Annotated in this window: 29 protein-coding genes; 18 read left to right on the top strand and 11 right to left on the bottom strand. The window is 57.5% G+C overall.

All coding sequences use genetic code 11. From position 1 onward, the window contains the following. Positions 1-48 precede the first annotated feature (48 nt). Complete coding sequence (gene sbcB, locus ACN0RV_RS11305) at positions 49-1,458, top strand: exodeoxyribonuclease I (RefSeq protein ID WP_417347703.1); 1,410 nt, start codon at positions 49-51, stop codon at positions 1,456-1,458. Between the two features lie 116 nt (positions 1,459-1,574). Next, entirely contained in the window at positions 1,575-2,462 is an 888-nt protein-coding gene (cdd, locus tag ACN0RV_RS11310) for a cytidine deaminase (protein ID WP_417347704.1), read from the top strand. A 648-nt stretch (positions 2,463-3,110) separates the two neighbouring features. Here the strand turns inward: cdd and ACN0RV_RS11315 are convergent. The 3 genes from ACN0RV_RS11315 to ACN0RV_RS11325 all read right to left on the bottom strand — a co-directional run bounded on the left by ACN0RV_RS11315 (position 3,111) and on the right by ACN0RV_RS11325 (position 6,647). Then, positions 3,111-3,977 (bottom strand): NAD(P)-dependent oxidoreductase, encoded by an 867-nt coding sequence (locus ACN0RV_RS11315; RefSeq protein ID WP_417347705.1) that lies wholly within the window; start codon positions 3,975-3,977, stop codon positions 3,111-3,113. A gap of 139 nt (positions 3,978-4,116) precedes the next feature. Then, a complete protein-coding gene (locus ACN0RV_RS11320; RefSeq protein ID WP_417347706.1) occupies positions 4,117-4,566 on the bottom strand; it encodes a hypothetical protein in 450 nt (149 codons plus the stop codon). An 11-nt stretch (positions 4,567-4,577) separates the two neighbouring features. After that, on the bottom strand, positions 4,578-6,647 hold the full coding sequence (locus ACN0RV_RS11325; RefSeq protein WP_417347707.1) for an LruC domain-containing protein: 2,070 nt from the start codon (positions 6,645-6,647) through the stop codon (positions 4,578-4,580). A gap of 270 nt (positions 6,648-6,917) precedes the next feature. On the opposite strand from ACN0RV_RS11325, the gene ACN0RV_RS11330 reads away from it, so the two are divergent. The 15 genes from ACN0RV_RS11330 (at position 6,918) to ACN0RV_RS11400 (ending at position 19,569) form a co-directional block, all read left to right on the top strand. Next, positions 6,918-7,799, top strand: a complete 882-nt coding sequence (locus ACN0RV_RS11330; RefSeq protein ID WP_417347708.1) for a LysR family transcriptional regulator — start codon at positions 6,918-6,920, stop codon at positions 7,797-7,799. Positions 7,800-8,109: 310 nt separating this feature from the next. Continuing rightward, entirely contained in the window at positions 8,110-8,331 is a 222-nt protein-coding gene (locus tag ACN0RV_RS11335) for a Flp family type IVb pilin (protein ID WP_417347792.1), read from the top strand. A gap of 17 nt (positions 8,332-8,348) precedes the next feature. Further along, positions 8,349-8,789, top strand: coding sequence for an A24 family peptidase (locus ACN0RV_RS11340; protein WP_417347709.1), 441 nt, complete (start codon positions 8,349-8,351; stop codon positions 8,787-8,789). Positions 8,790-8,813: 24 nt separating this feature from the next. Next, a complete protein-coding gene (gene cpaB, locus ACN0RV_RS11345) occupies positions 8,814-9,626 on the top strand; it encodes a Flp pilus assembly protein CpaB (protein WP_417347710.1) in 813 nt (270 codons plus the stop codon). Beyond that, positions 9,623-10,951, top strand: coding sequence for a type II and III secretion system protein family protein (locus ACN0RV_RS11350; RefSeq protein WP_417347711.1), 1,329 nt, complete (start codon positions 9,623-9,625; stop codon positions 10,949-10,951). Before cpaB ends, ACN0RV_RS11350 begins: the two co-directional genes overlap by 4 nt. Then, positions 10,948-11,436: a hypothetical protein gene (locus ACN0RV_RS11355; RefSeq protein ID WP_417347712.1), complete on the top strand. Its 489-nt coding sequence runs from the start codon at positions 10,948-10,950 to the stop codon at positions 11,434-11,436. The genes ACN0RV_RS11350 and ACN0RV_RS11355 overlap by 4 nt, the downstream gene beginning before the upstream one ends. Position 11,437: 1 nt before the next feature. Beyond that, positions 11,438-12,670 (top strand): AAA family ATPase, encoded by a 1,233-nt coding sequence (locus ACN0RV_RS11360; RefSeq protein WP_417347713.1) that lies wholly within the window; start codon positions 11,438-11,440, stop codon positions 12,668-12,670. Then, positions 12,667-13,947, top strand: a complete 1,281-nt coding sequence (locus ACN0RV_RS11365; RefSeq protein WP_417347714.1) for a CpaF family protein — start codon at positions 12,667-12,669, stop codon at positions 13,945-13,947. Before ACN0RV_RS11360 ends, ACN0RV_RS11365 begins: the two co-directional genes overlap by 4 nt. Next, on the top strand, positions 13,944-14,852 hold the full coding sequence (locus tag ACN0RV_RS11370; protein WP_417347715.1) for a type II secretion system F family protein: 909 nt from the start codon (positions 13,944-13,946) through the stop codon (positions 14,850-14,852). Before ACN0RV_RS11365 ends, ACN0RV_RS11370 begins: the two co-directional genes overlap by 4 nt. Continuing rightward, entirely contained in the window at positions 14,852-15,700 is an 849-nt protein-coding gene (locus ACN0RV_RS11375; protein ID WP_417347716.1) for a type II secretion system F family protein, read from the top strand. Before ACN0RV_RS11370 ends, ACN0RV_RS11375 begins: the two co-directional genes overlap by 1 nt. Continuing rightward, positions 15,697-16,398 (top strand): tetratricopeptide repeat protein, encoded by a 702-nt coding sequence (locus ACN0RV_RS11380; protein WP_417347717.1) that lies wholly within the window; start codon positions 15,697-15,699, stop codon positions 16,396-16,398. Before ACN0RV_RS11375 ends, ACN0RV_RS11380 begins: the two co-directional genes overlap by 4 nt. Continuing rightward, positions 16,395-16,877, top strand: a complete 483-nt coding sequence (locus ACN0RV_RS11385) for a TadE family protein (protein WP_417347718.1) — start codon at positions 16,395-16,397, stop codon at positions 16,875-16,877. Before ACN0RV_RS11380 ends, ACN0RV_RS11385 begins: the two co-directional genes overlap by 4 nt. After that, entirely contained in the window at positions 16,867-17,394 is a 528-nt protein-coding gene (gene tadF, locus ACN0RV_RS11390) for a tight adherence pilus pseudopilin TadF (RefSeq protein WP_417347719.1), read from the top strand. The genes ACN0RV_RS11385 and tadF overlap by 11 nt, the downstream gene beginning before the upstream one ends. Positions 17,395-17,396: 2 nt before the next feature. Further along, positions 17,397-18,956, top strand: a complete 1,560-nt coding sequence (locus ACN0RV_RS11395) for a TadE/TadG family type IV pilus assembly protein (protein WP_417347720.1) — start codon at positions 17,397-17,399, stop codon at positions 18,954-18,956. 4 nt (positions 18,957-18,960) lie between these two features. After that, positions 18,961-19,569, top strand: a complete 609-nt coding sequence (locus ACN0RV_RS11400; RefSeq protein ID WP_417347721.1) for an OmpA family protein — start codon at positions 18,961-18,963, stop codon at positions 19,567-19,569. 58 nt (positions 19,570-19,627) lie between these two features. Here ACN0RV_RS11400 and fabF read toward each other — a convergent pair whose 3' ends face one another. The 8 genes from fabF to yceD form a co-directional block, all read right to left on the bottom strand. Then, positions 19,628-20,866, bottom strand: a complete 1,239-nt coding sequence (gene fabF / locus ACN0RV_RS11405; RefSeq protein ID WP_417347722.1) for a beta-ketoacyl-ACP synthase II — start codon at positions 20,864-20,866, stop codon at positions 19,628-19,630. A 62-nt stretch (positions 20,867-20,928) separates the two neighbouring features. Then, a complete protein-coding gene (gene acpP, locus ACN0RV_RS11410; protein WP_028108150.1) occupies positions 20,929-21,162 on the bottom strand; it encodes an acyl carrier protein in 234 nt (77 codons plus the stop codon). 166 nt (positions 21,163-21,328) lie between these two features. Continuing rightward, complete coding sequence (fabG, locus tag ACN0RV_RS11415; protein ID WP_028108149.1) at positions 21,329-22,063, bottom strand: 3-oxoacyl-ACP reductase FabG; 735 nt, start codon at positions 22,061-22,063, stop codon at positions 21,329-21,331. 28 nt (positions 22,064-22,091) lie between these two features. Next, positions 22,092-23,015 (bottom strand): ACP S-malonyltransferase, encoded by a 924-nt coding sequence (fabD, locus tag ACN0RV_RS11420; RefSeq protein WP_417347723.1) that lies wholly within the window; start codon positions 23,013-23,015, stop codon positions 22,092-22,094. A gap of 14 nt (positions 23,016-23,029) precedes the next feature. Next, positions 23,030-23,995: a beta-ketoacyl-ACP synthase III gene (locus ACN0RV_RS11425; RefSeq protein WP_417347724.1), complete on the bottom strand. Its 966-nt coding sequence runs from the start codon at positions 23,993-23,995 to the stop codon at positions 23,030-23,032. Between the two features lie 7 nt (positions 23,996-24,002). Continuing rightward, the gene (plsX, locus tag ACN0RV_RS11430; RefSeq protein WP_417347725.1) at positions 24,003-25,031 is read right to left on the bottom strand and encodes a phosphate acyltransferase PlsX; all 1,029 of its coding nucleotides are present in this window, start codon (positions 25,029-25,031) and stop codon (positions 24,003-24,005) included. Between the two features lie 12 nt (positions 25,032-25,043). Continuing rightward, positions 25,044-25,214, bottom strand: coding sequence for a 50S ribosomal protein L32 (gene rpmF / locus ACN0RV_RS11435; RefSeq protein WP_084643748.1), 171 nt, complete (start codon positions 25,212-25,214; stop codon positions 25,044-25,046). A gap of 16 nt (positions 25,215-25,230) precedes the next feature. Further along, complete coding sequence (gene yceD / locus ACN0RV_RS11440) at positions 25,231-25,758, bottom strand: 23S rRNA accumulation protein YceD (RefSeq protein WP_417347726.1); 528 nt, start codon at positions 25,756-25,758, stop codon at positions 25,231-25,233. Between the two features lie 272 nt (positions 25,759-26,030). On the opposite strand from yceD, the gene ACN0RV_RS11445 reads away from it, so the two are divergent. Continuing rightward, complete coding sequence (locus ACN0RV_RS11445) at positions 26,031-26,636, top strand: Maf family protein (RefSeq protein WP_417347727.1); 606 nt, start codon at positions 26,031-26,033, stop codon at positions 26,634-26,636. Positions 26,637-26,680: the final 44 nt, after the last annotated feature.

A 26,680-nucleotide genomic window follows, 5' to 3' on the forward strand; every position in this document is an offset into this window, starting at 1 on the left:
CGCACTGGTGTATACTCAGCCCAAATTCCTGTAAAAGACCGAGTTTCGATGACCGACGGCCCAAGCCTGCTGTGGCACGACTATGAAACCTGGGGTGCCAACCCCGCCTCCGACCGTCCGGCGCAGTTCGCTGCCATCCGCACCGATCTGGATCTCAACCCCATCGGAGAGCCCATAGAGCTGTTCTGCAAACTGCCCGCAGATTACCTGCCCTCTCCGGAAGCAATGTTTGTTACCGGCATCACGCCGCAGCGGGCCAACCGCCTGGGTGAGGTGGAAGCGCAGTTTATCGCCAAGGTGGAAGCCGAGATGGCCAAACCCGGCACCTGCACCGTCGGCTACAACTCCATCCGTTTCGATGATGAGGTGACCCGCTATACCCTGTATCGCAACTTCCATGATCCCTACGCCCGGGAGTGGCAAAACGGCAACAGCCGTTGGGACATCATCGATCTGGTCCGCGCCTGCTACGCGCTGCGGCCAGAGGGTTTTGAGTGGCCCCGGCGCGACGACGGCAACCCCAGCTTCAAACTGGAGCACCTGACCGCCGCCAACGGCCTGGATCACGGCAATGCCCACGATGCGGTGTCCGACGTTCAGGCCACCATCGCCCTGGCCAAGCTGATCAAAGAGGCTCAGCCCAAGCTGTACGACTGGTTCTTTGGCCTGAGGCGCAAGCAGGCGGTGGCCAAACTGGTGGATGTGCTGGCGATGAAGCCCCTGCTCCACGTCTCCTCGCGCTTCCCCGCCAGCCAGGGCTGCACCACCCTGGTGATGCCCATGGCCTGGCACCCGGAGAACCGCAACGCCGTGGTGGTGGTCGACCTGCATCAGGACGTCACCCCGCTCATCGAGTGGAGTGTGGAGCAGCTCAAGGAGCGGCTCTACACCCCCAGCCGTGAACTCAACGAAGGTGATCTGCGGGTACCGGTGAAACAGCTGCACTTCAACAAGAGTCCCTTTATCGCCCCGGCGGCCACTCTGGAAGATGCCCAGGCTGAGAGGCTGGGACTGGATAAGCAGCGCTGTCGCGACAACTACAAGCTGCTGCGCAGCCACCATCAGCAGGTTCGGGAGAAACTCACCGCCCTCTACGGCGAAGAGTGGGCCTCGGACGACACCCGGGATGTGGATCAGCAGCTCTACGGCGGTTTCTTCTCCGATAGCGACCGCAGTCAGATGGAACTCATCCGCACCACGGCGCCGGAGCACCTGGCGGCGCTGAACCCTCAGTTCAGTGACCCCAGGCTGGCTCCTCTGTTTTTCCGCTTCCGGGCCCGCAACTACCCTCAAACCCTCTCCGAGCAAGAGCAGAAGCGCTGGCACAGCCACTGCCAGGAGCGGATCAATGACCCTGAATATGTGATGCGGCTGGAGCAGTTAGTGGAGACGCATCAACAGGATGAAACCAAGATGGGGTTACTGAAAGCGCTCTATCATCATCTCCAATCGTTGTAAATTAAAGAAATGTTGCCCACTTCCCCTATATTTGGAAGTGGGTGTGATCAGCGTCACATCAGAACGATCCGCAACCACCTAAACTGTAACCCAGTTTCATAAATTGAGGATTGAGGATGAGTACCCGTTTTGCCGACGCGTTGACTCAGATGCCCGAAGCCTTGGCGGAGGCGGTAGCCCCCATGTTGACCGAGCATTTTGCCGGTCATCTCTCTGCCGATCAGCTGAAGGAGCTCAGTGAGAAATCCGGCCTAAGTGGCACCGAGCTGTACCTGGCCCTGCTGCCCATCGCTGCGACACTCTCCTACGCGCCCATCTCCAACTTCTTTGTTGGTGCCATTGCCCATGGGGTGTCTGGCGACGCCTATATGGGCGCCAACATGGAGCTGGTAGGGGAAGCCCTGTTCCACTCGGTTCACGCCGAACAATCCGCCATCAGCCACGCCTGGCTGGGGGGCGAGCGTAAACTGGTGGGGATCACCGTTAACTACTCTCCCTGTGGCCACTGTCGTCAGTTCATGACCGAACTGAACAACAACGAAGGCCTGACCATCCGCTTGCCCGAACAGCAACCCCAGCCTCTGACCCATTACCTGCCTTACGCCTTCGGGCCCAAGGATCTGGGGATGGAAGATGGCCTGCTGGACGGCAACGACCATGAGATGGCGCTGGACAGTGACGACTCCCTGGTGCAGCGTGCCCTGCGTGAAGCCAACGCCTCTTACGCCCCCTACTCCAAGACTCCGGCGGCCATCGCCCTGGAGACTGATACCGGTCGGGTGTTTGTGGGTCGCTACGCCGAGAACGCCGCCTTCAATCCCAGCCTGCCAGCGATGCAGATCGCCCTGAACGGCATGGCTCGTATGGGACTGCCCTTCGAAAGCATCCGCCGCGCCGTGCTGGTGGAGAGCGATCGGGGTCAGATCAGTTTTGTTCACAGTGCCAGCGATGCCCTGGCCACAGTCAGCCAGGTGAAGCTTGAAGTTTTCAAAGCGCAAGCTTAATAAGAGCGTGAAAAAGATGCAGGCGGGTCGACGCCGCCTGGTGTTCAACCGGGGTCTGAACCAGGACCCGGGATGGAAAATGAGCGCTTAGGGCGTGTTGACCTTTGCTGAGTAGTTTTGCGCCAGCATCCAGCCACTAAGGCCTCGGTGTATAGACATTGTGCCCCAAATGAATGGGTACCTAGACTGAGCAAAGCGCCCTTCGGGGCCGGCCTGACGACAACTACTCGTCGTCGTTCGATTTTGACGTAGAGTCGTACCAACACAACGTGATATCTGCAAGCTCAGTTGAAATAAAACGGGTTTCAGGCAAGGCGGCCAATCAAAGCTCTAGGGTCCTAAAGCAAGATTGGCAAACGCAGCATGAAGTCCGTTTTAATCAACCCGTAGGGAAGTCGCCTTGAGCACTGACTCTGTGTTGTGACTCTTTAGAAGGGCAATAACCATTCCTTCAGAGTCACGCCTTGATTCATCACTCAAGGCAACTTCTGAGCAACACAGCTACCGCGTTGTGTTGGTACCTAGCCTACAATCGAACTTCTTGATTAGTCGTCGTCATCCTCGGCCAAATTCTAAGCACCAAAGATAAACACGCCCTGGTCTCCTAAAAGCAGGAGAAAAAAATGCCGCCCAATGGGGCGGCATTTTCTATTTGGGTAAGCGCAATTTTAACGAAGAGGTGTCCATGCGGCTGCCCCCCAGTCGCTGCACCTCCGCATAAAACTGATCCACCAGGGCGGTCAGCGGCAGCTGTGCCCCATTGCCTCTGGCTTCATCCAGGGCAATCCCCAGATCTTTACGCATCCAGTCCACGGCAAAACCAAAGTCATACTCATCTTTGAGCATGGTGTGGCCCCGATTGTCCATCTGCCAGGACTGGGCCGCGCCCTTGCCGATCACCTCCAGCACCTTGTCGCCGTCCAGGCCCGCCTTCTGGGCAAAATGCATCCCCTCGGCCAGCCCCTGAACCACGCCAGCGATGCAGATTTGATTCACCATCTTGCACAACTGGCCACTGCCCACAGGCCCCATCAGTTCGGCGCAACGGGCATAGGCATCGATGACAGGGCGGGCACGCTCGAACTGCTCGGGTTCGCCACCGGCCATCACGGTCAACACACCATTCTCAGCTCCCGCCTGACCGCCGGAGACCGGCGCATCCACAAAGCCGACCCCCAGCTCTCCAGCTGCCGCCGCCAGCTCCCTGGCCACATCGGCAGACGCCGTGGTGTGATCCACCAGCACCGCACCGGAACTCATCCCCGCCAGCGCGCCGTGCTTGCCGGCCACCACCTGCCGAAGATCGTCGTCATTGCCCACGCAGACAAAGACAACCTCACACCCTTCGGCAGCATCTTTGGGGGTCAGAGTGTAGCTGCCACCATACTGCTCCTGCCAGCGCTGCGCCTTGGCGGTGGTGCGGTTGTATACGGTGACATCGTGCCCCGCCTGCTGCAGGTGACCCGCCATGGGGTATCCCATGACGCCCAATCCAATAAAGGCAACCTTGGCCATTGTTTTCCCTCTGAACAACGAAAGTGGATTCATTGTGTGCCAGATGAGGCCGGATTGCGAGTCCTCTGCAATTAAGAAACTAGGACGGCCAAGGGCTTACTTCGCCCCCCCTGCCCTGCCTGCGCCAGACCAGGGTGACTCAAAGCTCCCATTCAATGCGATCCGAGGGAAGAGCAAACACCTGCTGCAGCGGCACGGTCTCGCCGTGATACCACACCTCCACCAGCAACTGCTGCTGTTCGTTGGCGGCCATCAACAGCACCTCGAACTGGCCGGCATCGGTCACCCCGGCAGCCAGCCGTTGCTGATAGTCAGGCAGGTAACCGCCACTCTCCTCCTCAAACTGGCTGTAAAGCGCCACATAGGCGGAGCGGCCGGGCTCTACAGATACATTGATTGCCACCTCACTGCTGCTGGAGAAATCCATCTGAGGCGAGGCCACCAGGTCCGCCGTGGTCTGAGGCGCCGCCGGGGGAGCCGGGGTGTCCGGCGCCGCAGGCGTTTCCGGAGCTGGTGCGCTTCCCCCACCGCCCCCACCACCACAGGCGCAGAGAAACAGGGTGAGTACCGCAACATTGAAACTCTTCATAATCCATCTCCTCACTCAAACATCTTACTCAGGACCCCATTACTCTTCTGGTGCCAGTCGGTGTACTGGCCGCCGTCATACTCCAGGTATTTCTCAAAGTCGGGGTAAGTCTGCAATAGATCTTCCTGTTCAGCGGGGTAGGTCCACTGATGACTGAACTCCAGGGCCCAGGGCAGGCTGTTACTGGTGCGATAGTAGCGTCCGCTGCCTGGCGCACTGTCATCCTGCTCTGTACCGAAATAGAGGTCACTGGCCAGGTCAGTGGGCGGGTAATCCGCCATATGGATCTCCAGGCCACGACCGGGAGCGCCTTCAAAGCCAGTTCTCGTCTTACCCGGGGTAGCAAAGATAAAGGGATCGAAAGGCTCACGGGGCATGGCGTTGGCGGGTATGCCCTGGGCGAAATAGATGTCCAGCACAAAGGTCATCTGAATCTGGTCATCACACCCCTGGATGGTACGGTAATAAAGACAACTGGTGGTGACTTCGGTTTTTAGGTCGTCGCTAATGACAAACACCGCATTGCTCTGCCCCGCTTCCAAACCAGCATCCTCCACTGTGCTGCCCGTCTTCACCAGTGACGATCTGCCGTGAATATTGCTTCGGCTGATGCCAGGCAGATGCAGTGCCAGACCATTGTGATAGGCCGCCCCCACAGCCCGCAGCTGACCGGTCACCTTAAGCCGGGTAATGGCTCCAGATTCCAGATACTGAATGAACCTCATATCCACCACCACATCGTTCATGTCGTAGTCCGGCATTCTGGGCCAACGATCTTCAAACGCGACGGTAACCCAGCCGCTGCTTGGGTAGGGAATCTGAGTCACCCCTGGAGCAAGCACCGCTTCCGCATAGTCCTCCACTTCACCGTCTGGCGCCCCCCCTCGTGAGCGAACCCCGGCATCAGACGCAATGCGGAAGCGGGTCTGCACCACGCCCGAGGCAGTGCTGGGCACGGTCACCTGAATCTCCTGACTGCCGATATTTACCGGCTCATCTGCAATAGGCTGCTCTCCGGCATCGTCAAAGTCACCGTCGCTGTTCCAGTCAAAAAAGCCCTGAAGATAGCCCGCCTGACGGCTGACGGACACACCAATGATGGCGGTCTGTCCAGCACTCAGTCCGTTCTTGAAACTGATGCCATCCTCATCATTGAGCCCTTCGGATTCGTCGGTTCTTGGAGAGGTATAGCCATCGGATTCCGCATCCACTTTACTACCGAGCATGGGGCCCTGAGGCTCCAGGCTGTGGCGGGCGCCGTTCTCCTCCATGGTGGTGCCATAACTGTCAGGCGCATCACCAAAGTCGACGTTCTCGGCCACCACTGGGGCGATGGCACAGCGGGCACCGTCATTCTGATTGGAGCTTGGGCCGTCGGCATAGAACTCGGCAGTGGGGTCCAGCTGCTCGGGGTTGCGCAGATCCAGGCGGAAGATGTTGCCGTCCTGGTTGCGGCTGATGTAGTAGTAGCCGCTCTTGTCGAAGTAGCCGGCGCCAAAGGTGCCGGTGACGCCGCTGTACCCCAGGATCTCCCGGCTGCCATCGTTGATATCGATTTGATACACCGCACCACTGCCATTATCGACGGCGTAGAGTTCGCCGCCATCAGGGTGAAAAGCAAAGTCGGTCAGGTTCATGGAGGTATCCGCCCCCTGAATCTTGATCGCCTTAAGGTAGTTGGGATCTGAGGCCGTCAGGGAGATGGAGTAGAGGCCATGATTCTTGTGGTAGACCCAATAGGTGTTGCCCTTCACATCCCCCACATAGAAATGCACGCCCGAGGGCAAACCGGTCACCCCGAGAACATCTGCCTCGTAATCACCGCCCACCCGCACCACGTTAAGCTGGCTTTTGCTGAAACCGTAGATGTAGTTGTCTGTCTGGTTGAAACCGATGGCATTGACATTGCCTGGCAGGGTCAGGTCCTGCTTAAGAACCTCATAATCACCAGTCACCAGATCTACCCCATAAACAGTGGTGTCTTTCTGAAACAGAAAGGCTTCCGTTGGGCAATTGTCAAAAGGCGTGGCAACTGCGCCGGTTGAAAACGCCAACAAGAGTGTGGCAAATCGATTCATCATTTCCCCTCCAAGCAATAGTTTGAAAGAGATAAAGAAATTTTCGTGCCAACACTAAAAATCAAAGCAAGTCAGACGCTTGAGTAACAGAGAATCTGGACTTTTGCATAATGCAATGAAAAGACGAGCAAAAAAAATCATCACTGACTGGCATTCACTGTTGATCTTAGAGGTGAAAAACGCCAACAATAATTATTGCTAATGAGTGGGCCCCAATATACAACCCACTTCTTTCTAAATAACTTGCGACCAAGTTTTATTAGGAACCGCTTTATGAAACTGCAACTGGAAGCAGTCAGAGCCTTTGTTGCTGCCGCGGAGGAAGGATCCTTTACCGCCGCAGGAAGACATTTAAAAAAGACCCAAGCCGCCATCAGCCAGCAAGTACAAAACCTGGAGATTGATTTAGGGTTTGACCTTTTTAGCCGCCAGGGGAAATACCCCAGACTCACAGAAAAGGGACAGCGCCTGCTCAAAGATGCCAGGATGATGCTCTCTCAGGTGGAACACTTTTCCGAGCAGGCACGCTCTCTGGATGGGGTTGCCGAGCCCAGGCTGCGCATCGGCGTCGACCCCCTGGTTGGCACGCCGGAGCTTCTCTCCATCATGTCAGAATTTGCCGAGATCTTTCCCCATGTGGAGCTCTACCTGGTTCAACAGAACAGCCAGTCGCTTCTACAAAAAATTGCTGATGAACAACTAGATGCGGTTCTTGGCCTGTTCCCAAAGACCGACATGGTGGACTTCACCTCGGTTGATGCTTTTAAGATAAGCAGTCACTGGGTCGCCTCTCCTCAGCTGGCTGAAGCACTGGGACAGCCCATTCGCTACGCCAACCTGTGCCGCTCCAGGCTGCTGCTGCCCACCAATCTGCCTGAGCAATCCATGCGCAAGATGACCGATATGGTGCAGGTTTGGCAGGTGGAAGATCTCAATACACTGCTGAGCTTCTGTCGCAATGGTATCGGCATATCCTGCCTGCCCGACTTCGTTATTAAGCAGGATCTGGAAAAGAATAAACTGACCCCCATCCAGTTTGATTTCGACCGAATATCCAAATTTGATTGGCGTGCTACATTGCTTTGGCCCAATGGCCATCAATTCCATGATGCCGGGCTGTGGCTGTTTAATAAACTGGCGCAAGTCCGTCAATAATAATCGTCTCATCAAATTTGATGATTTTTCAATGGGAGCGAAACTCTTTCGCTCCCATTTTCGTCTATACTCACCTTGATAACACCAATAGATCCCCTGAATCAGTTGTACCATTTGGTATATACATTAAAAATTCACAATAAATCAGGTAGAAGCATCCAAGAACTAACTCATTGAAAATACTATACCCGCGCCCTTTTCCATAAGCCCCGCTTATGGAACCCATCTTTTTAAGATTTCACCATCTCAATAACATCAAATTCGTGATTCATTCACGCCTAAATATGTTTATAAGGAGATGACAGTGAACATGATCAAAACCTACGCAAAAGCCCAGGCCGCCCTGGCCACCTTCAAGCGCGACGAACGCGGTGTCACCGCCATCGAGTACGGCCTGATTGGCGTAGCTATGGCCGCAGCCCTGGCTGCGGTCCTGAGCACCGGCGAAGGTGACTTTCTTGGAGAACTTCAACAAGCCTTCGATCAAATCGGCAGCTCTTTAAATACCTCTACCACCGCTGCAGCAGGTTAAAACCTAGGGGTTACAGCATGCTTCCGGTTATTTCCGCTGTTATTACCCTGGAAGCCTGTTGGATCGCCCTGTCGGATGTCCGCCACCGGCGGATATCCAACGGCCAGGTGGGGCTGTTGCTGCTGCTCACCTGGCTGGCCGCCCTGATGGGCGGCAGCTGGTCAGAGGCACTGCAGAGTTTCGCCCTGGCCACTGTTATTGGCCTGAGCCTCTACCTGGTCCGCTTCTGGGCCGGAGGCGACGCCAAGCTCTATATGGCCCTGGCGCCACTGATGACCACAGATGAGCTGCTCCGCGCCAGCATTTGGATACTGCTTTTCGGCGGTGTGCTGGCCATAGGCTACCTCATCAAGTACCAAATTTTTGACCGGAGCAAGGAAGACCCGGGACTCCCCTATGGCCTCGCCATCTTGCTGGGGGTGGGATTCCAGCTTCTGATCTCGACGTCCAACACCTAAAACAGTCGAACGGCGAACCACATTATGAGTTCAAAAGTAACCTACCTTATCGCCTTTTTTGCGGTGATCTTCGGCCTATACGGCATACTGGATCTGGTCAGCGGCGACGCCCAGCCTGCGGCACCAGCCACACCCGACGCCAAGCTGGTTACCCTGTGGCAGGCCACAGATTCGGTGGCCATGGGAGACAAACTGAACGCCTCCCACCTGAAGCGGGTAACCCTGCCCCAGGCAGAGGCGGCCCAACTGGGTGCCAGTGACAACGTGGATCTGGGCCTGCTTCCCGCCACCCTGGCCGCCCGGGACATATTGGCCGGCGAGTGGGTCTTCCCCGAACAGCTCAGCCAGCCCGGCCAGCCCGGTTATCTGGATCTGCTGATCACCGAAGGGATGGTGCTCTACCCCCTGACCATTTCTGCCACCAACCTGGTGGACAACTACATCCATCCCGGAGACTACATCGACCTGCTGACGGTCAGTTCTCCAGACACCAACCTTTCCGACGCGCACGCCAGGCTGTCCAGCTTTGGCGGAGTGCGCGCCGGGCTGCTGATGCAGAACGTACGGGTAATGTCCCTGGATAATCAGTCGGATAACGGCGTCAAGGCCAAGGTGGGAGTCAACGGCGAAAGAGAAACCACAGTGGTGATTGAAGTGAAACCGCAGACGGTTTCCCGCCTGTCCCTGGCACAGCGCACCATGTCCATCGAGATCTACCGCAGCCAGCGGCAACACCCCATTCCCGATGCGGAGGTCAGCGACGTGATCGCCAACTACACCGGCATCAAGGAGCTGCGCGGCAACACCGCCATCCACCGGCAGGAGGCACTGCGATGATGCGTCTATTTTCCCTGCTTCTTGTAACCCTGCCCCTCTGCCTGAGCGCCGCTGAACGCAGCATTACCCAGGGGGATGCCCTGGATCTCAGTTTCAAAGAAGAGCTGGGCACCGTATTCGTCAGCCAGCCGGGAGTGGCGGACTACAAGGTGGTCGGTGAGCGCCAACTGGTGCTGTTCGGCCAGGGACTGGGCCAGACACGGCTTATTGTCTACGCCAAGACGGGCAGGGTACTGGCCTCGGATCTGGTCCGGGTCAACATCGACCTGGCTCCAATCAGGCAGGAGATGCGGCTGCGCTATCCTGATCTCAACATCCACCTGACCGCCATGGGCAGCCAGGTGGCAGTCAAGGGCAAGGTATTCAGCGACAAGCAGCGGGACGAGATCTACGCCCTGGTGGCCGGACTGCTGGGCCGACCGCGTATCGATCGCTACGCCGAAACTGAAGTGCTGGAGTTCGACAACGGCATGAAAGAGAGCGGCCTGGCCACATTTCACCGTCTCTACACCTATGAAGGGATCATCGAACTGCTGGAACTGGACAGGCCCCAGCAGGTGAACGTGAAAATCTCCGTGGCCCAGGTCACCGACGAGTTTAACGAAACCCTGGGGGTAGACTGGTCCTCCATCGGTTCCCTGCCCGGCACCTTCACCTTCGCCGATTTCGAAGCGGCGGATCTCTCCACCATCATCACCGCCCTGGGTGATGACAGCCTGGCAGAACTGCTGGCCGAGCCTAATCTCACGGTGATCTCCGGCGAGTCCGCCAGCTTCCTGGTGGGAGGCGAGGTGCCGGTGATCGTCACCAACAACAACACCACCAACATCAGTTTCAAAGAGTTTGGCATCGGCCTGGATCTGACCGCCAAGGTGATCAACGAGGAGCAGATCCGACTGCAGCTGGCACCAGAGGTCAGCGCCATCGAGGGCTATGTGCGCTCACTGGGCATCGAAGTGCCCCAACTCAGTTCAAGACGCGCCATGACCACGGTAGAGCTGGGCGATGGTGACAGCTTTATGTTGGGTGGGCTGATGAGCAGTGAAGAGGTGGAGGAGCTGGCCAGGGTGCCGGGAGTGGGCGACATCCCCTTCTTCGGAGGTCTGTTTCGAAAGGCCACCACCACCCGACGCAAAACCGAACTGGTGATCATCGCCACCGTGAATCTGGTCAAGCCGGTCACCCCGGATCAGATTGTGCTTCCCCATATCCAGCGAAGCACCACCCTGACCCGGCTGTTCAATGTGCCGGAACCCAACCCCAATGACTCCAAGGAGCAGGCTATCACCCTTGAACTGCTGGAGCGCGGAGGCTTTATCCAATGATTCGAACTCACTTTCCCCTGCTGGCTGCCCTCTTTGGCGCCGCCCTGCTCGGTGGGTGCGCCGACCATGCCATGGACGCCCCGGGCTCAGAGTTTCTGGTCTACGCGGAGCAACACAGCTTTGACCTAAGACCTAAGGGCAAAGATGCCAGCGCCATGAAGACCAAGGTGTCTGAACTGGTTTTCCAGTTTGACCCCGATGCTGCCCGCGTTGCCCTTCACCATGCCGCCAACTGGACTACTCAGGCTAAGCAGATCAGGCAATCTTTGCTGGCTGACGGACTCAATCCTGGCCGGATTCAATTGGTTGAGGACGACAAGCTGGACACCCCCCTCAGCCTGCGAGTTTCCCTCTGGAAAACTCGGACAGGCGAGTGCGCAGCCCATAGCCTGAAGCAGCCCTACTCCAGGCTCGGTTGTGCCGTAGATGCCAACCGAGTAACCCAGACCCGTCACCCCGACTCACAGGCAAAGGGAGGCCGCTGATATGTTCGATCTAGCCAAGGCAATCAGCGCCAATACCACGAGTGAGCCGGAAGAACGGGGCCCGGCGGGCTTCAGCCTCTTCTACCAGACCCCAGAGTGTCACAACCTGGTGCTGGAGGTGTGCCGTTTCGAGGGTTGGCCAACCCCTCATTGCCAGCGGGAGTCCCAGGGGATCAATCCGGAAAAGTTACAGGACATCGTCATTCTGGAGCTCAATGACTCAGACAATGTGGTGGCCGACGCCCGTCAGTTTGCCAGTCAGATGCCCAACAAAAAGGGGATCATCATCATCGGCAAGGAGGACGCCATCACCACCATGCGCGCCCTCAAGGAGATGGGGTTCTACTACCTGTTCTGGCCAGTGGGCAAACAGGAGCTCACCGAATTCCTCCACCATGTACACGCCAACCAGCAGAAGTTCTCCGGGGTCAGCCAGAACCGCAAGGCCAAACGGGTGGCAGTGGTAGGCAGCCGCGGCGGTTGTGGCAATACCCTGATCGCCACAGAGCTGGCCTCGGCCCTGGCGGGCTCTGGAGCAGAAACCATACTGGTGGACCACAAATACTGCCACAGCAATATCGACATCATTCTGGGTCAGAAGGACCTGGCCAAACAGGATGTCAAAAACATCAGCCTGCAACTGCACGAACTGGACGAGGACGCCGCCTTCAGTTACCTGACCCAGGTCAGTCGGCGACTTTCCCTGCTGGGTCTCACCGGCGAATCGCCCCAAAGAGAATTAACTGAGTTCAGTCATACCCTGTGCGATCTTTTGCTGCGTCGAGCCAACTTTCTGATAGAGGACTACTCCGCCTCCATCGACTTTCCCCTGGAGATTGAGACGCTGATACAGCGAAGTGACATGATCGTATTGGTGCTGGAGCCATCGGTCACCTCTCTGCGCAACGGTCAGCAACTGCTGGAGGCAGTGGCAAAACACAATCTGGACAGCGGCGACGAGACCCGGGTACTGCTGGTGGCCAACTACCACAGGCCTGAAAGCGCCTTCTCTTTGAGCCTGCAGGAGATGAAGCAGTATATGGAGCGGGAGATGGACATCGTCATCCCCTTCAATAAACAGACCTCTCATCTGGTGCTGGAGGGACGCCGGCTGCATAAGCAGGAATCGGGCAAGCAGAAGCCGTTGACTGCGCTCTATCGGCTGATTAACGGCCAGCTGGCCCCGCAGAAATCCTCCCCCCTGACCCTGTTCAAAGAGGTGTTTAAACGATGAGCACCAGCAAGGCGATCTACGCCGACTTTCGCAACCGCATCTTCGAAGTTCTGGACGCCAGCGCCATCACAGGCATGAACCGCAACGAACTCACCGCCCAGATCGAGGGAGCCGTCGGGGTACTGGCCTCCAACTACCACACCCCAGTGCCGGCGGTGATGCGTGCCGGCCTGGTGAAGAACCTGGTGGATGAATTGGTGGGACTGGGCCCGTTGCAGCCGCTGATGGAGGATCAGAGCATCACCGACATCATGGTAAACGGGGTCAACGACATCTTCTTCGAGCGCGGCGGCAAACTGCACCGCTCGGAGCTGGCCTTTGTCAATGAGCAGCAACTGGTGGAGATCGCCCAGCGCATCGCCTCCCGGGTGGGCCGGCGGGTGGATGAATCCTCCCCCATGGTGGACGCTCGCCTGGACGATGGCAGTCGGGTCAACATTGTCCTCAAGCCGGTTGCCCTGGATGGCACCACCATCTCCATCCGAAAGTTCCGGGAACAGAAGATTGGCCTGGAGGATATGGTGAAATATGGAACCCTGTCCGAGCCTATGGCCAGATTGCTGATGATCGCCGCCCGCTGCCGCCTCAATATCGTCATCTCCGGCGGTACCGGTTCGGGTAAAACCACCCTGCTCAACGCTCTGTCCCAGTACATCGCCGAGGATGAGCGCATTCTTACCATCGAGGATGCGGCCGAACTCAGGCTGATGCAGCCCCATGTGGTTCGACTGGAGACCCGGGCCCCCAGCGTAGAGAACACCGGCGCCATCACCCAGAGAGCCCTGGTGATCAACGCCCTGAGAATGCGGCCGGATCGCATCATCCTGGGCGAGTGTCGTGGCCCTGAAGCGTTCGAGATGCTGCAGGCGATGAACACCGGCCACGACGGCTCCATGTCCACCCTGCATGCCAACTCTCCCCGGGACGCCCTGGCCCGCATCGAGTCCATGGTGATGATGGCCAACCTCAATCTGCCCCTGTCCGCCATCCGTCGCACCATAGTTTCGGCGGTACATCTGATCGTCCAGGTCAACCGGATGCGCGATGGCAGCCGTAAGATCACCTCCATCAGCGAAGTCGTTGGCCTGGAGGGAGACAACGCGGTAATGGAGGAGCTGTTCCAGTTTCACTCCGACGATCAGCAGACCAGGGACAAGATCACCGGCGAATTTGTTACCTCCGGACTAATGCAGCGCTCCATTCTGATGCGGCAAGCCGCCTACTACGGCCTGCACGACGAGTTGATGGAGGCGTTCCAGACAGGGGTGCCCGCATGAGCCTCTACATCGCCCTGATCCTCGGCGGTCTTGCCCTGGCCTTCTACCGCAAAAATAAGCCGGACCCCAAGGCTGCGTTTCTGCGCCCGGAAGAGCCGATCGAAGAGGTGCAAACGCCCCTGGCGGTCAATCTGAAGAACCTGACGAAGTCGCGGCTCTATCTGAAACTGAAGGAGTTGGCGGACCCGGCACTGGACCTGATGGGGGATGGTGCCTGGCTGAAGATTGGCCTCTTCCTGATGCTGGTGTTTACCGCCACCAGTTACCTCAATCAAAAATGGCTATTGCTCAATCCCTTGCTGTTGCCCGCTGCCGTAACCCTGGCCGCCTTTGCCTGGGGCTGGAACCTGATGCTGCGTCGCCGAAGGGCCAGATTTGAAGAGGAGTTCCCCGATGCCCTCAACATCATGATGAGCGCCATCACCGCCGGAGACAGCATCACCCAGTCCATTACCTATGTGGGTAAGACACTGGATAACGACATCGGCCTGGAGTTCAAACACGTCGGCGAGCACCTCAAACTCGGGGAACCGCCGGACCAGGTGTTTAACCGCTCCTGTAAACGCTTCCCCTACCCCGCCTACCTGTTCTTTGTGGTCACCATCCGCGCCAACATGAGTCGGGGCGGCCAGTTGAAGCAGGTGATGGCCAAGCTGATCCGGGTATTGGTGGACTCCAGGGCCATGGAGAAGAAAAAGATGGCCCTGACCTCGGAAGCCCGCCTCTCCGCCAAGATTGTCGCCGCCCTGCCCCTGGCTTTTCTGGGGATCATGCACTGGTTGAATCCGGACGATCTGCAGTTTGTGCTGTTTCACCCCGAAGGCCGCTGGATCCTCTTCTATGTATTGGGCAGTGAAGCCTTGGGTCTGGCCATCATCTGGCTGCTGGTCAGGAGGGTTCGCTGATGATCTATCTGGCCATCGCCCTGATGTTCGCCGCCGCGGTTGCCTGGATGCTGACCCAGGCGGTACAGAGTCGCAGCCGGGAATCTCGAATCCGCGGCTACTTGCAGCCCAAAGAGGGCAACGCCGTCAGTTGGGTCAACCAGTTGCTGAGCCGCTTTGGTCAGAATCAACAAGCGGAACTGCAGCAGAAACTGGTGGATGCAGGCATCTATCACGTCAGTTGGGCCCGTTACTTCATGCCAGCCAAGTACGGACTCCTCCTCGCAGCCCTGGCCGGTATCACCTTGTCCGGTCTCAGTGGTACCCACAAGATTATGGCCGCCGCTCTGACCCTGGTGGCCATCATTGTCCTGCCGGACATCTACCTGGGGATGAGAAAGAAGTGGCTGATTGCCAAAACCGCCTGCCAGCTGCCCTACATGCTGGACATGATGGCGGTGTGCATCCAGACCGGCATGACCATCGAAGCCGCTTTTCGCTATCTGGGAGAGGAGCTCCAATCCTTCGACCAGGACCTGTGCTACCAGATTCGCAAGACCTCTGACGCCGCGGCTGTCAAGGGGCTGGAGCGGGCACTGCACGACCTTGCGGAACGGGTACCCACTCCGGAGATCCGCTCCTTCTCCTTCACCCTGATACAGAATCTCCAGTACGGCACCTCCATCGCCAAGGTACTGTCAGACCTGTCCGAAGACATGCGCCGGATGCAGGTACTCTCCGTCGAAGAGAAGATTGGCAAGCTCTCCGCCAAGATGAGTGTGCCACTGATTCTGCTCATCATGTTTCCCATTGTGATCCTGATTCTGGCCCCCGGAATCACCCAGCTGATGTTGGACTTCAAATCATGATCAGAAAACTCCTCCCAATCATATTGCTGCTCTCTGCCTGTGCCTCCACAGAGGCACCCGCCCCCTCCGCAGAGCTACAGCTCAAATCTGCTGGCAACTACGCCGGGTTGGCGGATCACTTGCGTGGGCAACTGGAGAGCCGCCCCGACGACACAGCCTTGCTGCTGAAACTGGCTCACGCCTACTACCTGAGCGACGATCTGGAGTCTGCCCGCTTCTACTTAAGCCACCTGGAGACTCTCGGCCAACAAAGCCCTCAGAAAAGTCTGCTGGCGGGTAAGGCTGCTGCCGATCAGGGCGAGTTTACCCTGGCCCTGGAGCATTACACCAAGGCTCAGCAACAAGGGCTGGCCAGCAGCGAACTGTCCCTCAGACAAGGCATCGCTCACGCCCAGTTAGGGCAGTACGATGCGGCCAAAGCCGCTTTTAACCGAGCCCGACTGAGGGGGCACGATGAGGTCGCAGTCAAAAACAATCTGGCCATGCTGCAACTCGTCCAGGGTCACTACCAACATGCCATTGCCATGCTCGAACCCCTCTATCGCCGCCACCCGGATAATCCTCAGATCCAGGCCAATCTGGCCCTGGCCTGGGCCAAAGGGGGGGATCTGAACCGGGCGCACAGACTGCTCGCCAAACTTTATCCAGACCAACCCGTGGGGCCAGTACTGCAACAGTTGCAGAGATTGTCGCCATGAACGAAATCACCTCAAAAGGCCGGCAGCGTGGCGTCCTCACTCTCGAGTTTGCCCTGGGTGCCATGGTGCTGTTTCTCACCACCTTCGCCATTTTCGAGATGAGCCGCTTCGTCTACATCGTCAATCTCACTGAAACCGCTTTGTCAGAATCGGCCCGGGACACCCGGGTGTTCGAGGGAGAGCGGATGGGCCAGGGCTATGACGAGCGCCTGACCGAAATGTTCAACCATGACGGCGAGATGTGGCACAGCCTGGTGGATATAGAGAGGTACCGCATCAACCGTACCTTCTACGACAGCCTGGCAGACCTGGCCGCCGGCAATGTCAGCACCAGCTGCAATGACCGTTGCCCCATCGTTGAGGTGGAGCTCAGCTATGACTATCAGCCTGTCTACTACATTGGCGTCGTTGGCAACCGAACCATTACCCGGCGTTTTCTCTCCATCCAGGAGCATGAGGGGTGGGGTTATGGGCCTTAACACACCGAATAGGCAGGAAGGCGCCTTTGCCATTGAAATGGCCTTTGTTCTGGCGTTTCTGGTCACCCTGTTCCTGTTCAGTGCCGACCTCTCCCAGCAGGTGTTGAACCGGGCCAAGCTGGACAGGGTCAGCTACTCCCTGGTGAACCTGGTCAAGGAGCGTCAGCGCTTCTATGAAGGCCGAATTGCCCTGAGTCAGGCGGATTTTCTCCAGATACGTGATATCGCCGCCCGGCTGCTGAACAAGAGTCAGGTTGAGGATCGGGAGCAATTCGGCATTACGGTGCAGTCTTTGGTAGAGGGCAATCAAACGAGTTTCAGCAAGAGCTTTGCAGGCGACACCGCCTGTGAGCCCGACAACAGCATCGCCTCGCTGTCAGCTCTGGTGCCGGAGAACGACGAGGGCAAGCGCTTTCCTCTCTATCAGGTGACCCTGTGCATGACCTCCAGCTCCTGGTACGACAGAGCCATAGGCCAGCATCTGATTTCTGCCACCTCAGTGATGCCGGGGAGATAGTGATGAAAAGGTTTAATCCCAGGATTCAGCGAGGTGTTGCCGCCATCTACCTGGCTTTCCTACTGGCCCCCATGTTCGGCATGGTGTTCCTGGCGGTGGAAGGCACCCGTTATATCCAGAAGAAAAACCGTCTGGCGGATGCCAGCGAAGCGGCGGCCATGGCGGTATCCATGGCCAACCGTACTCTGCCTTCGGCAGATGGAGAGACACCTGACCAGTACCGACGACGCCTGGCCCAAGCCTATATTCACGCCTATGTGCGCAACATCGAAGCCATTGAGCAACTTCAGGTAGAACGCACCGATGGCAAAGAGGTGATAAGCGGTCAGTCCCAGGAGTTTATTCAATACCGGGTCAGCGCCACCACCAAACACAATTCGTGGTTCAGCGACAACACAGGCATCATCCCGAGCTTCGGTCAACAGCAAGAAGTGGCCAATCGCGCCATTGCCAAAAGTTACCCTAATCGATTAGAACGCAATGTGGACATTGTGTTTGTCGCCGATTTCTCTGGCTCTATGGCGGACCCATGGAGCGGCGGTGACAGTAAGATTCAGACACTGAAAGAGCAGGTGAATGCCATCAGTACTGAGATACTTGCCGACAATGATGAAGGGTTCAGCCACCGAATCGGCTTCGCCCCCTTTAACATGCGCACTCAGGAACGGGTAAACGATGATCTGGTCTGCACCTCTCAACTGAGGTATCTCACCGGCCATCCAGACATACCTGAAGACTATGAAACCCTGCCCTGGTACCGCTGGTCCCTGGAGTTTCGTCCCGCAGAGTATTCGTGGAGCTGGCGAGAATGGCGCTGGATATTGATCGAGGCGGATTCTCTGACCAAATGCTTCCGAGATGGCGATTGCCCGGAATTCAGCACTCCGGAGCAGGCGCTCAGCGTCCATGAGGTTAGGCGCCGGTCAAACAACTACTATGGCGGTGGAGACTACCCTGACCCCACCTTTCTGGTGGACATGACCTCGACAGTCAACGACCTGTTCAACAACAAAGTGACCAACCTGGAGATGCAATTGCCGGGTACCCGTTATGAGTTGCTGGACAATCTGCTGTGCAACACCAACTTCGAGACCCTGCCACTGGACACCAGTGCCCATGACATCTCGGCCATGCAGGCGAGCGGATACACCTCGGTTTACCAGGGGCTGATTCGTGGGGCTCAGGTGATGGACGCCGGCCGCCCCGCCACCGGAGCCTCATCGGCGGAATGGTATCAATATCGGCGTCGGGCCAAGATGATCATTATCCTCAGCGATGGCGAAGAGCGTCCCTATACCACCACCTTCGCCCAACTGGTCAGCCATGGCCTCTGCGACGCCATTCGCGCCCAGTTCACCCTGGATGAGTCCCCATTGTTCATGGGCGTTTTGGGCATAGATTTCCAGGCCTCCAACCAGGCCGCATTCCAGCATTGTGTGGGCAGTGACAACATCATCGACGTCACCAATGCCGCCGATCTGCAGGAGTACATCAAAGAGCTGATCGCCAAGGGCGCGCAATCCGATGGCATAAGCCGACTCTACTACCGACACTCAGGATAGAATCATGACCCACAGACTGACCTTGCTTACCTTGACCCTGCTGAGCCTGCCGGTAGTGGCCGATGACGCCCTCAACACCCGCATCGCCCAGTTGTGCGCCACCGATACCCTGGAGGTACGCCATAACGTCGCCATAGCGCCCGTGCTGGCCATGGGCCAGCACAGGGATGGCCAACTGCAGATTCGCCAGGACGGCTCCGCTCTGGCTTCAGAGCTGGCCAGGAGCACTCAGATGATTGACCTGGGCAGCGACTGCCTGGAGATGCTTAAGCAGGCTGGCATCGCCAAGGATGCCCCTCTGGCCCGCATCTACTTCGACTTTGACCGCAGCGACCTGACTCCGGCCTCCCGCACCATCCTGGGTGAACTGGCCCAGCGCATCAACGCTCAGCCTCTGGCGGTCACCGGCCATACCGACAGCACAGGCACAGAGAGCTACAACCAGCAGCTGGGGCTGGCCCGGGCCGAGCATGCCGCCGATGCCCTCTCTCAGTTGGGCATGGAGCGCGACAAACTGACCACCGACAGTCAGGGTGAATCAGTCCCCCTCAAGGACAACGACACCCGAGAGGGGCGAGCCGCCAACCGCCGGGTAGAGATCCACAAGTTGTAGCCACCAGGCATAAAAAAACGGCGCCCTGAGGCGCCGTTTTTCGCTCTGAGACTCAGTCTCAGGCTTTCTTGAACAGCAGAGAGCCGTTGGTACCACCGAAGCCGAAGGAGTTGCACAGGGCGTACTCCAGCTCCGCCTCGCGGGCCACGGGGCCAACGAAGTCCAGGTCACACCCGTCATCGGGGTTTTCCAGGTTGATGGTTGGCGGCACTTTCTGGTTGTGCAGAGCCAGGACGGTGAAGATCGCTTCAGCAGAGCCGGCCGCACCCAGCAGGTGGCCGGTCATGGACTTGGTGGAGCCCATCATCAGCTTGTAGGCGTGGTCACCAAACACAGACTTCACACCGTTCACTTCGGCGATGTCGCCGGCAGGGGTGGAGGTACCGTGAGCGTTGATGTAACCCACCTTCTCAGGAGCAACGTCACCATCATTCAGGGCGTTACGCATGGCAGCGGCACCGCCACGACCGTCCGCCGGTGGCGAGGTCATGTGGTGGGCATCACCACTCATGCCGAAACCTACCAGCTCGGCGTAGATCTTGGCGCCACGCGCTTTGGCGTGCTCGTACTCTTCCAGCACGATTACGCCGGCACCGTCACCGATCACAAAGCCATCACGGTCTTTGTCCCAGGGGCGGCTGGCCTTGGTGGGATCGTCGTTGCGGGTGGACAGCGCCTTGGCTGCCGCAAAACCGCCCACACCCAGCTCGGTGGTGGCCATCTCGGCACCGCCGGCAACCATCACGTCCGCATCACCATAGGCGATCATGCGCGCCGCATGGCCAATGTTGTGCACCCCTGTGGTACAGGCAGTGGTGATGGCAATGTTGGGACCGGTGAAGCCATACATGATGGACAGGTGGCCAGCAATCATATTGATGATGGTGGAGGGCACGAAGAAGGGGGAGATCCGACGGGGGCCAGATTTCTTGAACTGGTCGTGATTGGCCTCGATCAGCTGCAAACCACCCATGCCAGCACCAATTGCAGCGCCAATACGGTGGGCATTGTCTTCGGTCACCTCGATGCCGCTGTCGCGCATCGCCTGAATGGAAGCTGCCATACCATACTGGATGAACAGGTCCATCTTGCGGGCATCTTTCTTGGAAAGATAAGCCTCGATATCAAAATCTTTGACTGAGGCAGAGAAACGCACAGCAAACTCGCTGGCGTCAAAGTGGGTGATGGGGGTTACACCACTCTTACCGGCCAGCAGGTTGGCCCAGGTGGTGTCCACATCATGTCCGACAGGAGTCACGGCACCCAGGCCAGTGACTACGATACGGCGCTTGGTCATTGTCTCTCTCCGTCAGAAACAAAAACAGGCGGCCCATGCCGCCTGTTTCATAATTCTTCTGCTTACTGGTTAGCAGTAACGTAGTCGATCGCAGCCTGAACGGTGGTGATCTTCTCGGCTTCCTCGTCAGGAATCTCGGTATCGAACTCCTCTTCCAGAGCCATTACCAGCTCAACGGTGTCCAGAGAATCAGCACCCAGATCGTCAACGAAAGAAGCTTCAGCCTTAACGTCTTCCTCTTTCACGCCCAGCTGTTCAACGATAATCTTCTTAACTCGTTCTTCGATGTTGCTCATAGTCTTCGCTTTCCTATTAAATTTACGCATCTGCGTAGAGTTGCGAGTAGTTTATTCGATTCATGCCACAATGCAAGCAAGGTCTTAATGGTCAAACCACGGAGATTGCTTCATTTAGGCGAAATTAGACTCAAACTACCTACTGGATCACGATCCGGCCCAAAATTTAGGCCATCACCATCCCACCGTTTACGTGCAAAGTTTCACCAGTGATATAGCTTGCACGATCGGAGGCCAAAAATACAACTGCGTCAGCAATCTCTTGCGGCTGACCCAGACGGGCTACGGGCACCTGGCCCATGATTCCCTGTTTCTGGTCTTCGGTAAGCTCGTCAGTCATATCGGTCTGGATGAAACCGGGAGCCACGGCGTTCACTGTGATACCACGGCTGGCCACTTCCTGGGCCAGTGATTTGGTAAAGCCCAGCAGGCCCGCTTTGGCGGCGCTGTAGTTGGCCTGACCGGCGTTACCCATGGTACCCACTACGGAACCGATGTTGATGATGCGACCGTTGCGCTTCTTCATCATGGCACGCAGTACCGCCTTGGAGGTGCGGAACACTGAGGTGAGGTTGGTGTCGATGATATCGTTCCACTCATCCTCTTTCATCCGCATCATCAGGTTGTCACGGGTGATGCCGGCGTTGTTCACCAGAATATCGATGTCACCATGTTCGGCCTTAATTGCCGCAAAAAGTTCATCGATGGAGGCCTGTTCGGTCACATTCAGTACCATACCCTGGCCGTTGTCGCCCAGGTAGTCGCTGATGGCGCCCGCGCCACGCTCGCTGGTGGCGGTACCAATCACCTTGGCACCGGCTGCTACCAGTTGCTCAGCAATGGCACGACCGATGCCACGGCTGGCGCCGGTGACCAGGGCGATCTTGCCGCTCAGATCCATACTAATGCTCATAGGAGTCGTTTCCTTGTTATAGGGCCGCCGCCAGGGTCGCCGAGTCGTTCAGCGCCGCTGCAGCGATCGTCTTGTTAATTCGTTTGGCCAGGCCGGTGAGCACTTTGCCGGGACCACACTCAAAGGTAGTCTCAATTCCCATCTCTGCCATGGCGTTGATGGTTTCGGTCCAGCGAACCGGGCTGTACAGCTGACGCACCAGGGCATCACGGATGGCGTCCACATCGTCAGCCGCCGCCACATCCACGTTGTTCAGTACTGGAATGGCAGGTGTATTCAGCTCCAGTTTGGCCAGCGCATCCGCCAGCTTTTCGGCAGCAGGCTTCATCAGGGCACAGTGGGAAGGCACGCTCACTGGCAGCGGCAGGGCACGCTTGGCGCCAGCCTCTTTGCACAGCTCACCGGCACGCTCAACGGCGGCTTTTTCGCCGGCGATCACCACCTGACCCGGGCTGTTGTAGTTCACGGGGGAGACGACCTGACCCTGAGCCGCCTGCTCACAGGCGGTGGCGATGGCGTCATCGGCCAGACCGATGATGGCGTACATGGCACCGGTACCGGCAGGAACCGCGTCCTGCATCGCCAGGCCACGCAGCTCAACCAGCTTCACCGCGTCTTTAAAATCGATCACACCGGCACACACCAGGGCGGAGTACTCACCCAGGCTGTGGCCCGCCATGGCAGCAGGAGCCTGGCCACCGGCGGCCTGGTAGGCACGGTAGAGCGCCACACTGGCGGTCAGCAGGGCTGGCTGGGTACGCTGGGTCTGATTCAGATCTTCGGCAGGACCCTGGCTCACCAGTTGCCACAGGTCGTAACCCAGTACGTCGGAGGCCTCGGCAAAGGTCTGCTCAATCACCGGGTTCTCGGCGGCAATCTCGGACAGCATACCCACGGCCTGGCTGCCCTGGCCGGGAAATACAAAAGCAAACTTGGACATAATCTCAGATTCCTTTAAAAACGGATCAGGGCAGAGCCCCAGGCAAAACCGGCGCCAAAGGCTTCCAGTAGCAGCACCTGGCCACGCTGGATGCGGCCATCACGCACCGCCACATCCAGGGCGATGGGCACAGAGGCCGCAGAGGTGTTGCCGTGCTCGGCCAGGGTCAGAACCACCTGGTCCATACCCATATTCAGCTTCTTGGCGGTTGCCTTAAGAATGCGGTAGTTGGCGTTGTGGGGCACCAGCCAGTCGATCTCACTACGATCCATCTGGTTGGCTTCCAGAGTCTCCTCGACCACTTCCGCCAGTCGGGTCACGGCGTGCTTAAACACCTCGTTCCCCTTCATAAACATGTACTCATCACTGCTGGTGGCACGAGGGGTCTTGCTGCGGGCAGGCGCGGCGGCCTTGAGCAGCGGCCCCTGACGGCCATCGGCGTGAATGTGAGTGGAGAGCACACCCGGCTCCTCACTGGCACCCACTACTGCGGCCCCGGCACCGTCACCAAACAGAATCACTGTAGTACGGTCATCAGGGTCGCACATGTCTGCCAGGGCATCGGCGCCGATCACCAGCACCTTCTTGCAGGCACCGGATTTAACAAACTGGTCCGCCACAGCCAGGGCATAGAGGAAGCCACTGCAGGCAGCAGCCACGTCGAAGGCGGGAATGCTGCCAATACCCAGCAGTTCCTGAACTTCACAGGCGGCGGAGGGGAAGGAGTTGGGGGCACTGCAGGTACCGCAGATGATCATATCCAACTCGGAGGCATCGATGCCGGCCATCTCCAGAGCTTTCACCGCAGCGCGATGGCTCATGGTGGAGACATTTTCATCGCCGGTGGCGATGTGGCGTGAACGGATTCCGGTACGCTCCAGAATCCACTCATCGGAGGTATCCACCATCTTTTCCAGATCAGCATTGGTGCGGATCTGGGTGGGCAGGTAGCTCCCAGTACCTAAAATTTTTGTATACATAGGAATATCAACAGGACTTTTCTAGTAACACCGACTCGAGTCGAGCTTCAATCTTGCCAGGCACCTGCCTTTGAACCTCTGTCATGGCTTCTTCGACAGCGCGCAAAAAGGCCAGCTCATCAGCATTACCGTGGCTCTTCACCACAATATGGCGCAATCCTAACAGACTCGCACCGTTATAGTGGTCGGGGTTCATTTGCAAAAACAGCTTTTTCAGCCTTCCCTTGAGCAGCCAGCTCAGACAGCGGGCCAGCGGATTTCGCTTAACCGACTGAGCTATCTGGTGCATCAACAGGCGGGCTATCCCCTCCGTGGTCTTCAGGGTAACGTTCCCCACAAAGCCGTCGCAGACAATCACGTCGGCCTCGCCGGAGAAGATGCGGTCACCCTCCACATACCCGGTGTAGTTAATGTACGGTGTGGACTGCAGCAGGCCGGAAGCCTGCTGAACCTGATCATTTCCTTTGATCTCTTCGGTACCAATATTAAGCAGGGCAACCCTGGGGTTGCTCTTACCTGCCACCTGCTCGGCGAGCACCGAACCCATCACGGCAAACTGAAACAGCGCATGAGAGTCGCAACTGGCATTGGCACCGAGATCCATAAGATAGACCGGATCGCCCGTCATGGTGGGCAACGCGGTCACTAAAGCGGGGCGGTCGACGCCAGGCAGAGTCTTCAGCACCACCTTGGCCATGGTCATCAGGGCACCGGTATTACCGGCACTGACGCAGGCTTGAGCCTGGCCATTGGCCACCAGGTCCAGGGCCAGTCGCATGGAGCTGTGCTTGAGTCGACGCAGGGCATGCAGCGGCTTATCGCCCATCTGAACCACCTGCTCGGCGTGCAGAATCCTCAGGCGCTCTGATTCGCTGGCCCGATGCTGACGCATGATGGTGAGAATGGTGGGGCGGTCGCCCACTAGGATCAGATGAAGGTCGGCGTAAACCGACAATGCCTGCAAAGCTGCAGGCACTGTGACATGGGGGCCGTGATCGCCCCCCATGGTATCTAACGCTAGGGTTAGATGAGTCAAATCGGTATCAACTTACTTGTTGATTACCTTTTTACCACGGTAGTAACCGTCAGCGGTTACGTGGTGGCGACGGTGAGTTTCACCGGAAGTCGCGTCCACAGACAGCTGGCAAGTGGTCAGCGCATCGTGAGAACGACGCATACCGCGACGTGAACGGGTAACTTTATTCTGTTGTACGGCCATGGCCCCAATCTCCTAATTACTTACTCTTAAGCTTTTGTAACACCGCAAAGGGATTCGGACGCTCATCTTCACTCTCTTTGGGCAGGTCGCCGACGACGACTTCGGTTTCGGGGCGGCTGCAATCGGCCAGATCATGCATGGGCATCATCGGCACCATTAGCAGCAGCTCATCTTCCACCAGTTCGTGAAGTCGAACCTCACCGTGTTCATCTAACTCGACGGGTTCGTAAGCATCCGGGAGCTCTTCGACCTGTGAATCGTCGGTCACAGGGCTGTATGCGAATTCAACTGCGAGAGTCTGCCGAAAAGGCTCCATACAACGCTGACATGTCAGAGTGAGCTCCGTCACAGCCTTCCCCTTGAGGTAGACTATCCCCTGGATGTCAGTGCCGCATTCAACGGTCACCTCGGCATCAGTGCAATCGCCGGAACTCACACCAATCAATCGCTTCAGATTCTTGGCAAGAAGGCGTCCTTCATAAACCAATCTTCTTTGGGCGGCTCGTTTTGGGTCGAGCGAAACCGGAATTTGTACATTCTGCATAGGCCGCGCAGTTTATCGATCGTCTCAAGCTGAGTCAAAGGAAATTTTAGCTGCGAAAACCCAGGCTGGCTAAGGGCTGACCATACTACTTCCGGACACCGGCAAAATATAGCTTGATGCCTGATTTTTGCCCCATTTCTGCAGAGAAAAATTGCTGAACTCCGTTAGAGTGGCGGACGTTTGACCCAAATCAATGGGCTCCATGGTGCCCCGGCCTCGAGTCTGCTAGGCTTGCGGCCTGAAAATTTGTCTCACTTTTTACCAGTCAGCCTATGAAAAAGCCGCTTATTTTGGGCTCCACTTCGCCCTTTCGCCGTGAAATCCTGGAGAAACTGAATCTTCCTTTCAGTTGTGAAAAGCCAGAAGTGGACGAGACCCCCCTCGACAATGAAACCGCCTATCAACTGGTTATGCGCCTGGCCGAGGCCAAGGCTCGGGCCGCCGGCACCCAGCATAAAGATGCCTGGGTTATCGGCTCCGATCAGGTGGCCGTCATCGATGATGAGATCCTGGGCAAGCCCGGCAACCATGACAAGGCGATAGAGCAACTGACCGCTGCCAGTGGCAAAAAGGTCACCTTCTATACCAGCCTGTGCCTGCTCAACACCGACACAGGTGAAAGCCAGGTGGATGTGGAAACCTTCAAGGTGTATTTCCGCACCCTGAACCACAAGCAGATCGACGCCTACCTCAAGGCGGAACAACCCTATAACTGCGCCGGCAGCTTCAAGAGTGAAGGCCTGGGCATCGCCCTGTTCGACCGCTTGAGTGGCCGTGACCCCAACACCCTGATGGGGCTGCCACTGATCCGCCTTACAGAGATGCTGCAGGCCGAGGGCTTCGATGTCCTGCGAGCCCAGGCTGACCTTGCCTCCTAAGTGCTGCCATGATAAACCTGTTGTGATTAGTTTTTGGTCACAAC

The organism is Ferrimonas sp. (genome assembly GCF_048263965.1).
Taxonomy (GTDB): domain Bacteria; phylum Pseudomonadota; class Gammaproteobacteria; order Enterobacterales; family Shewanellaceae; genus Ferrimonas.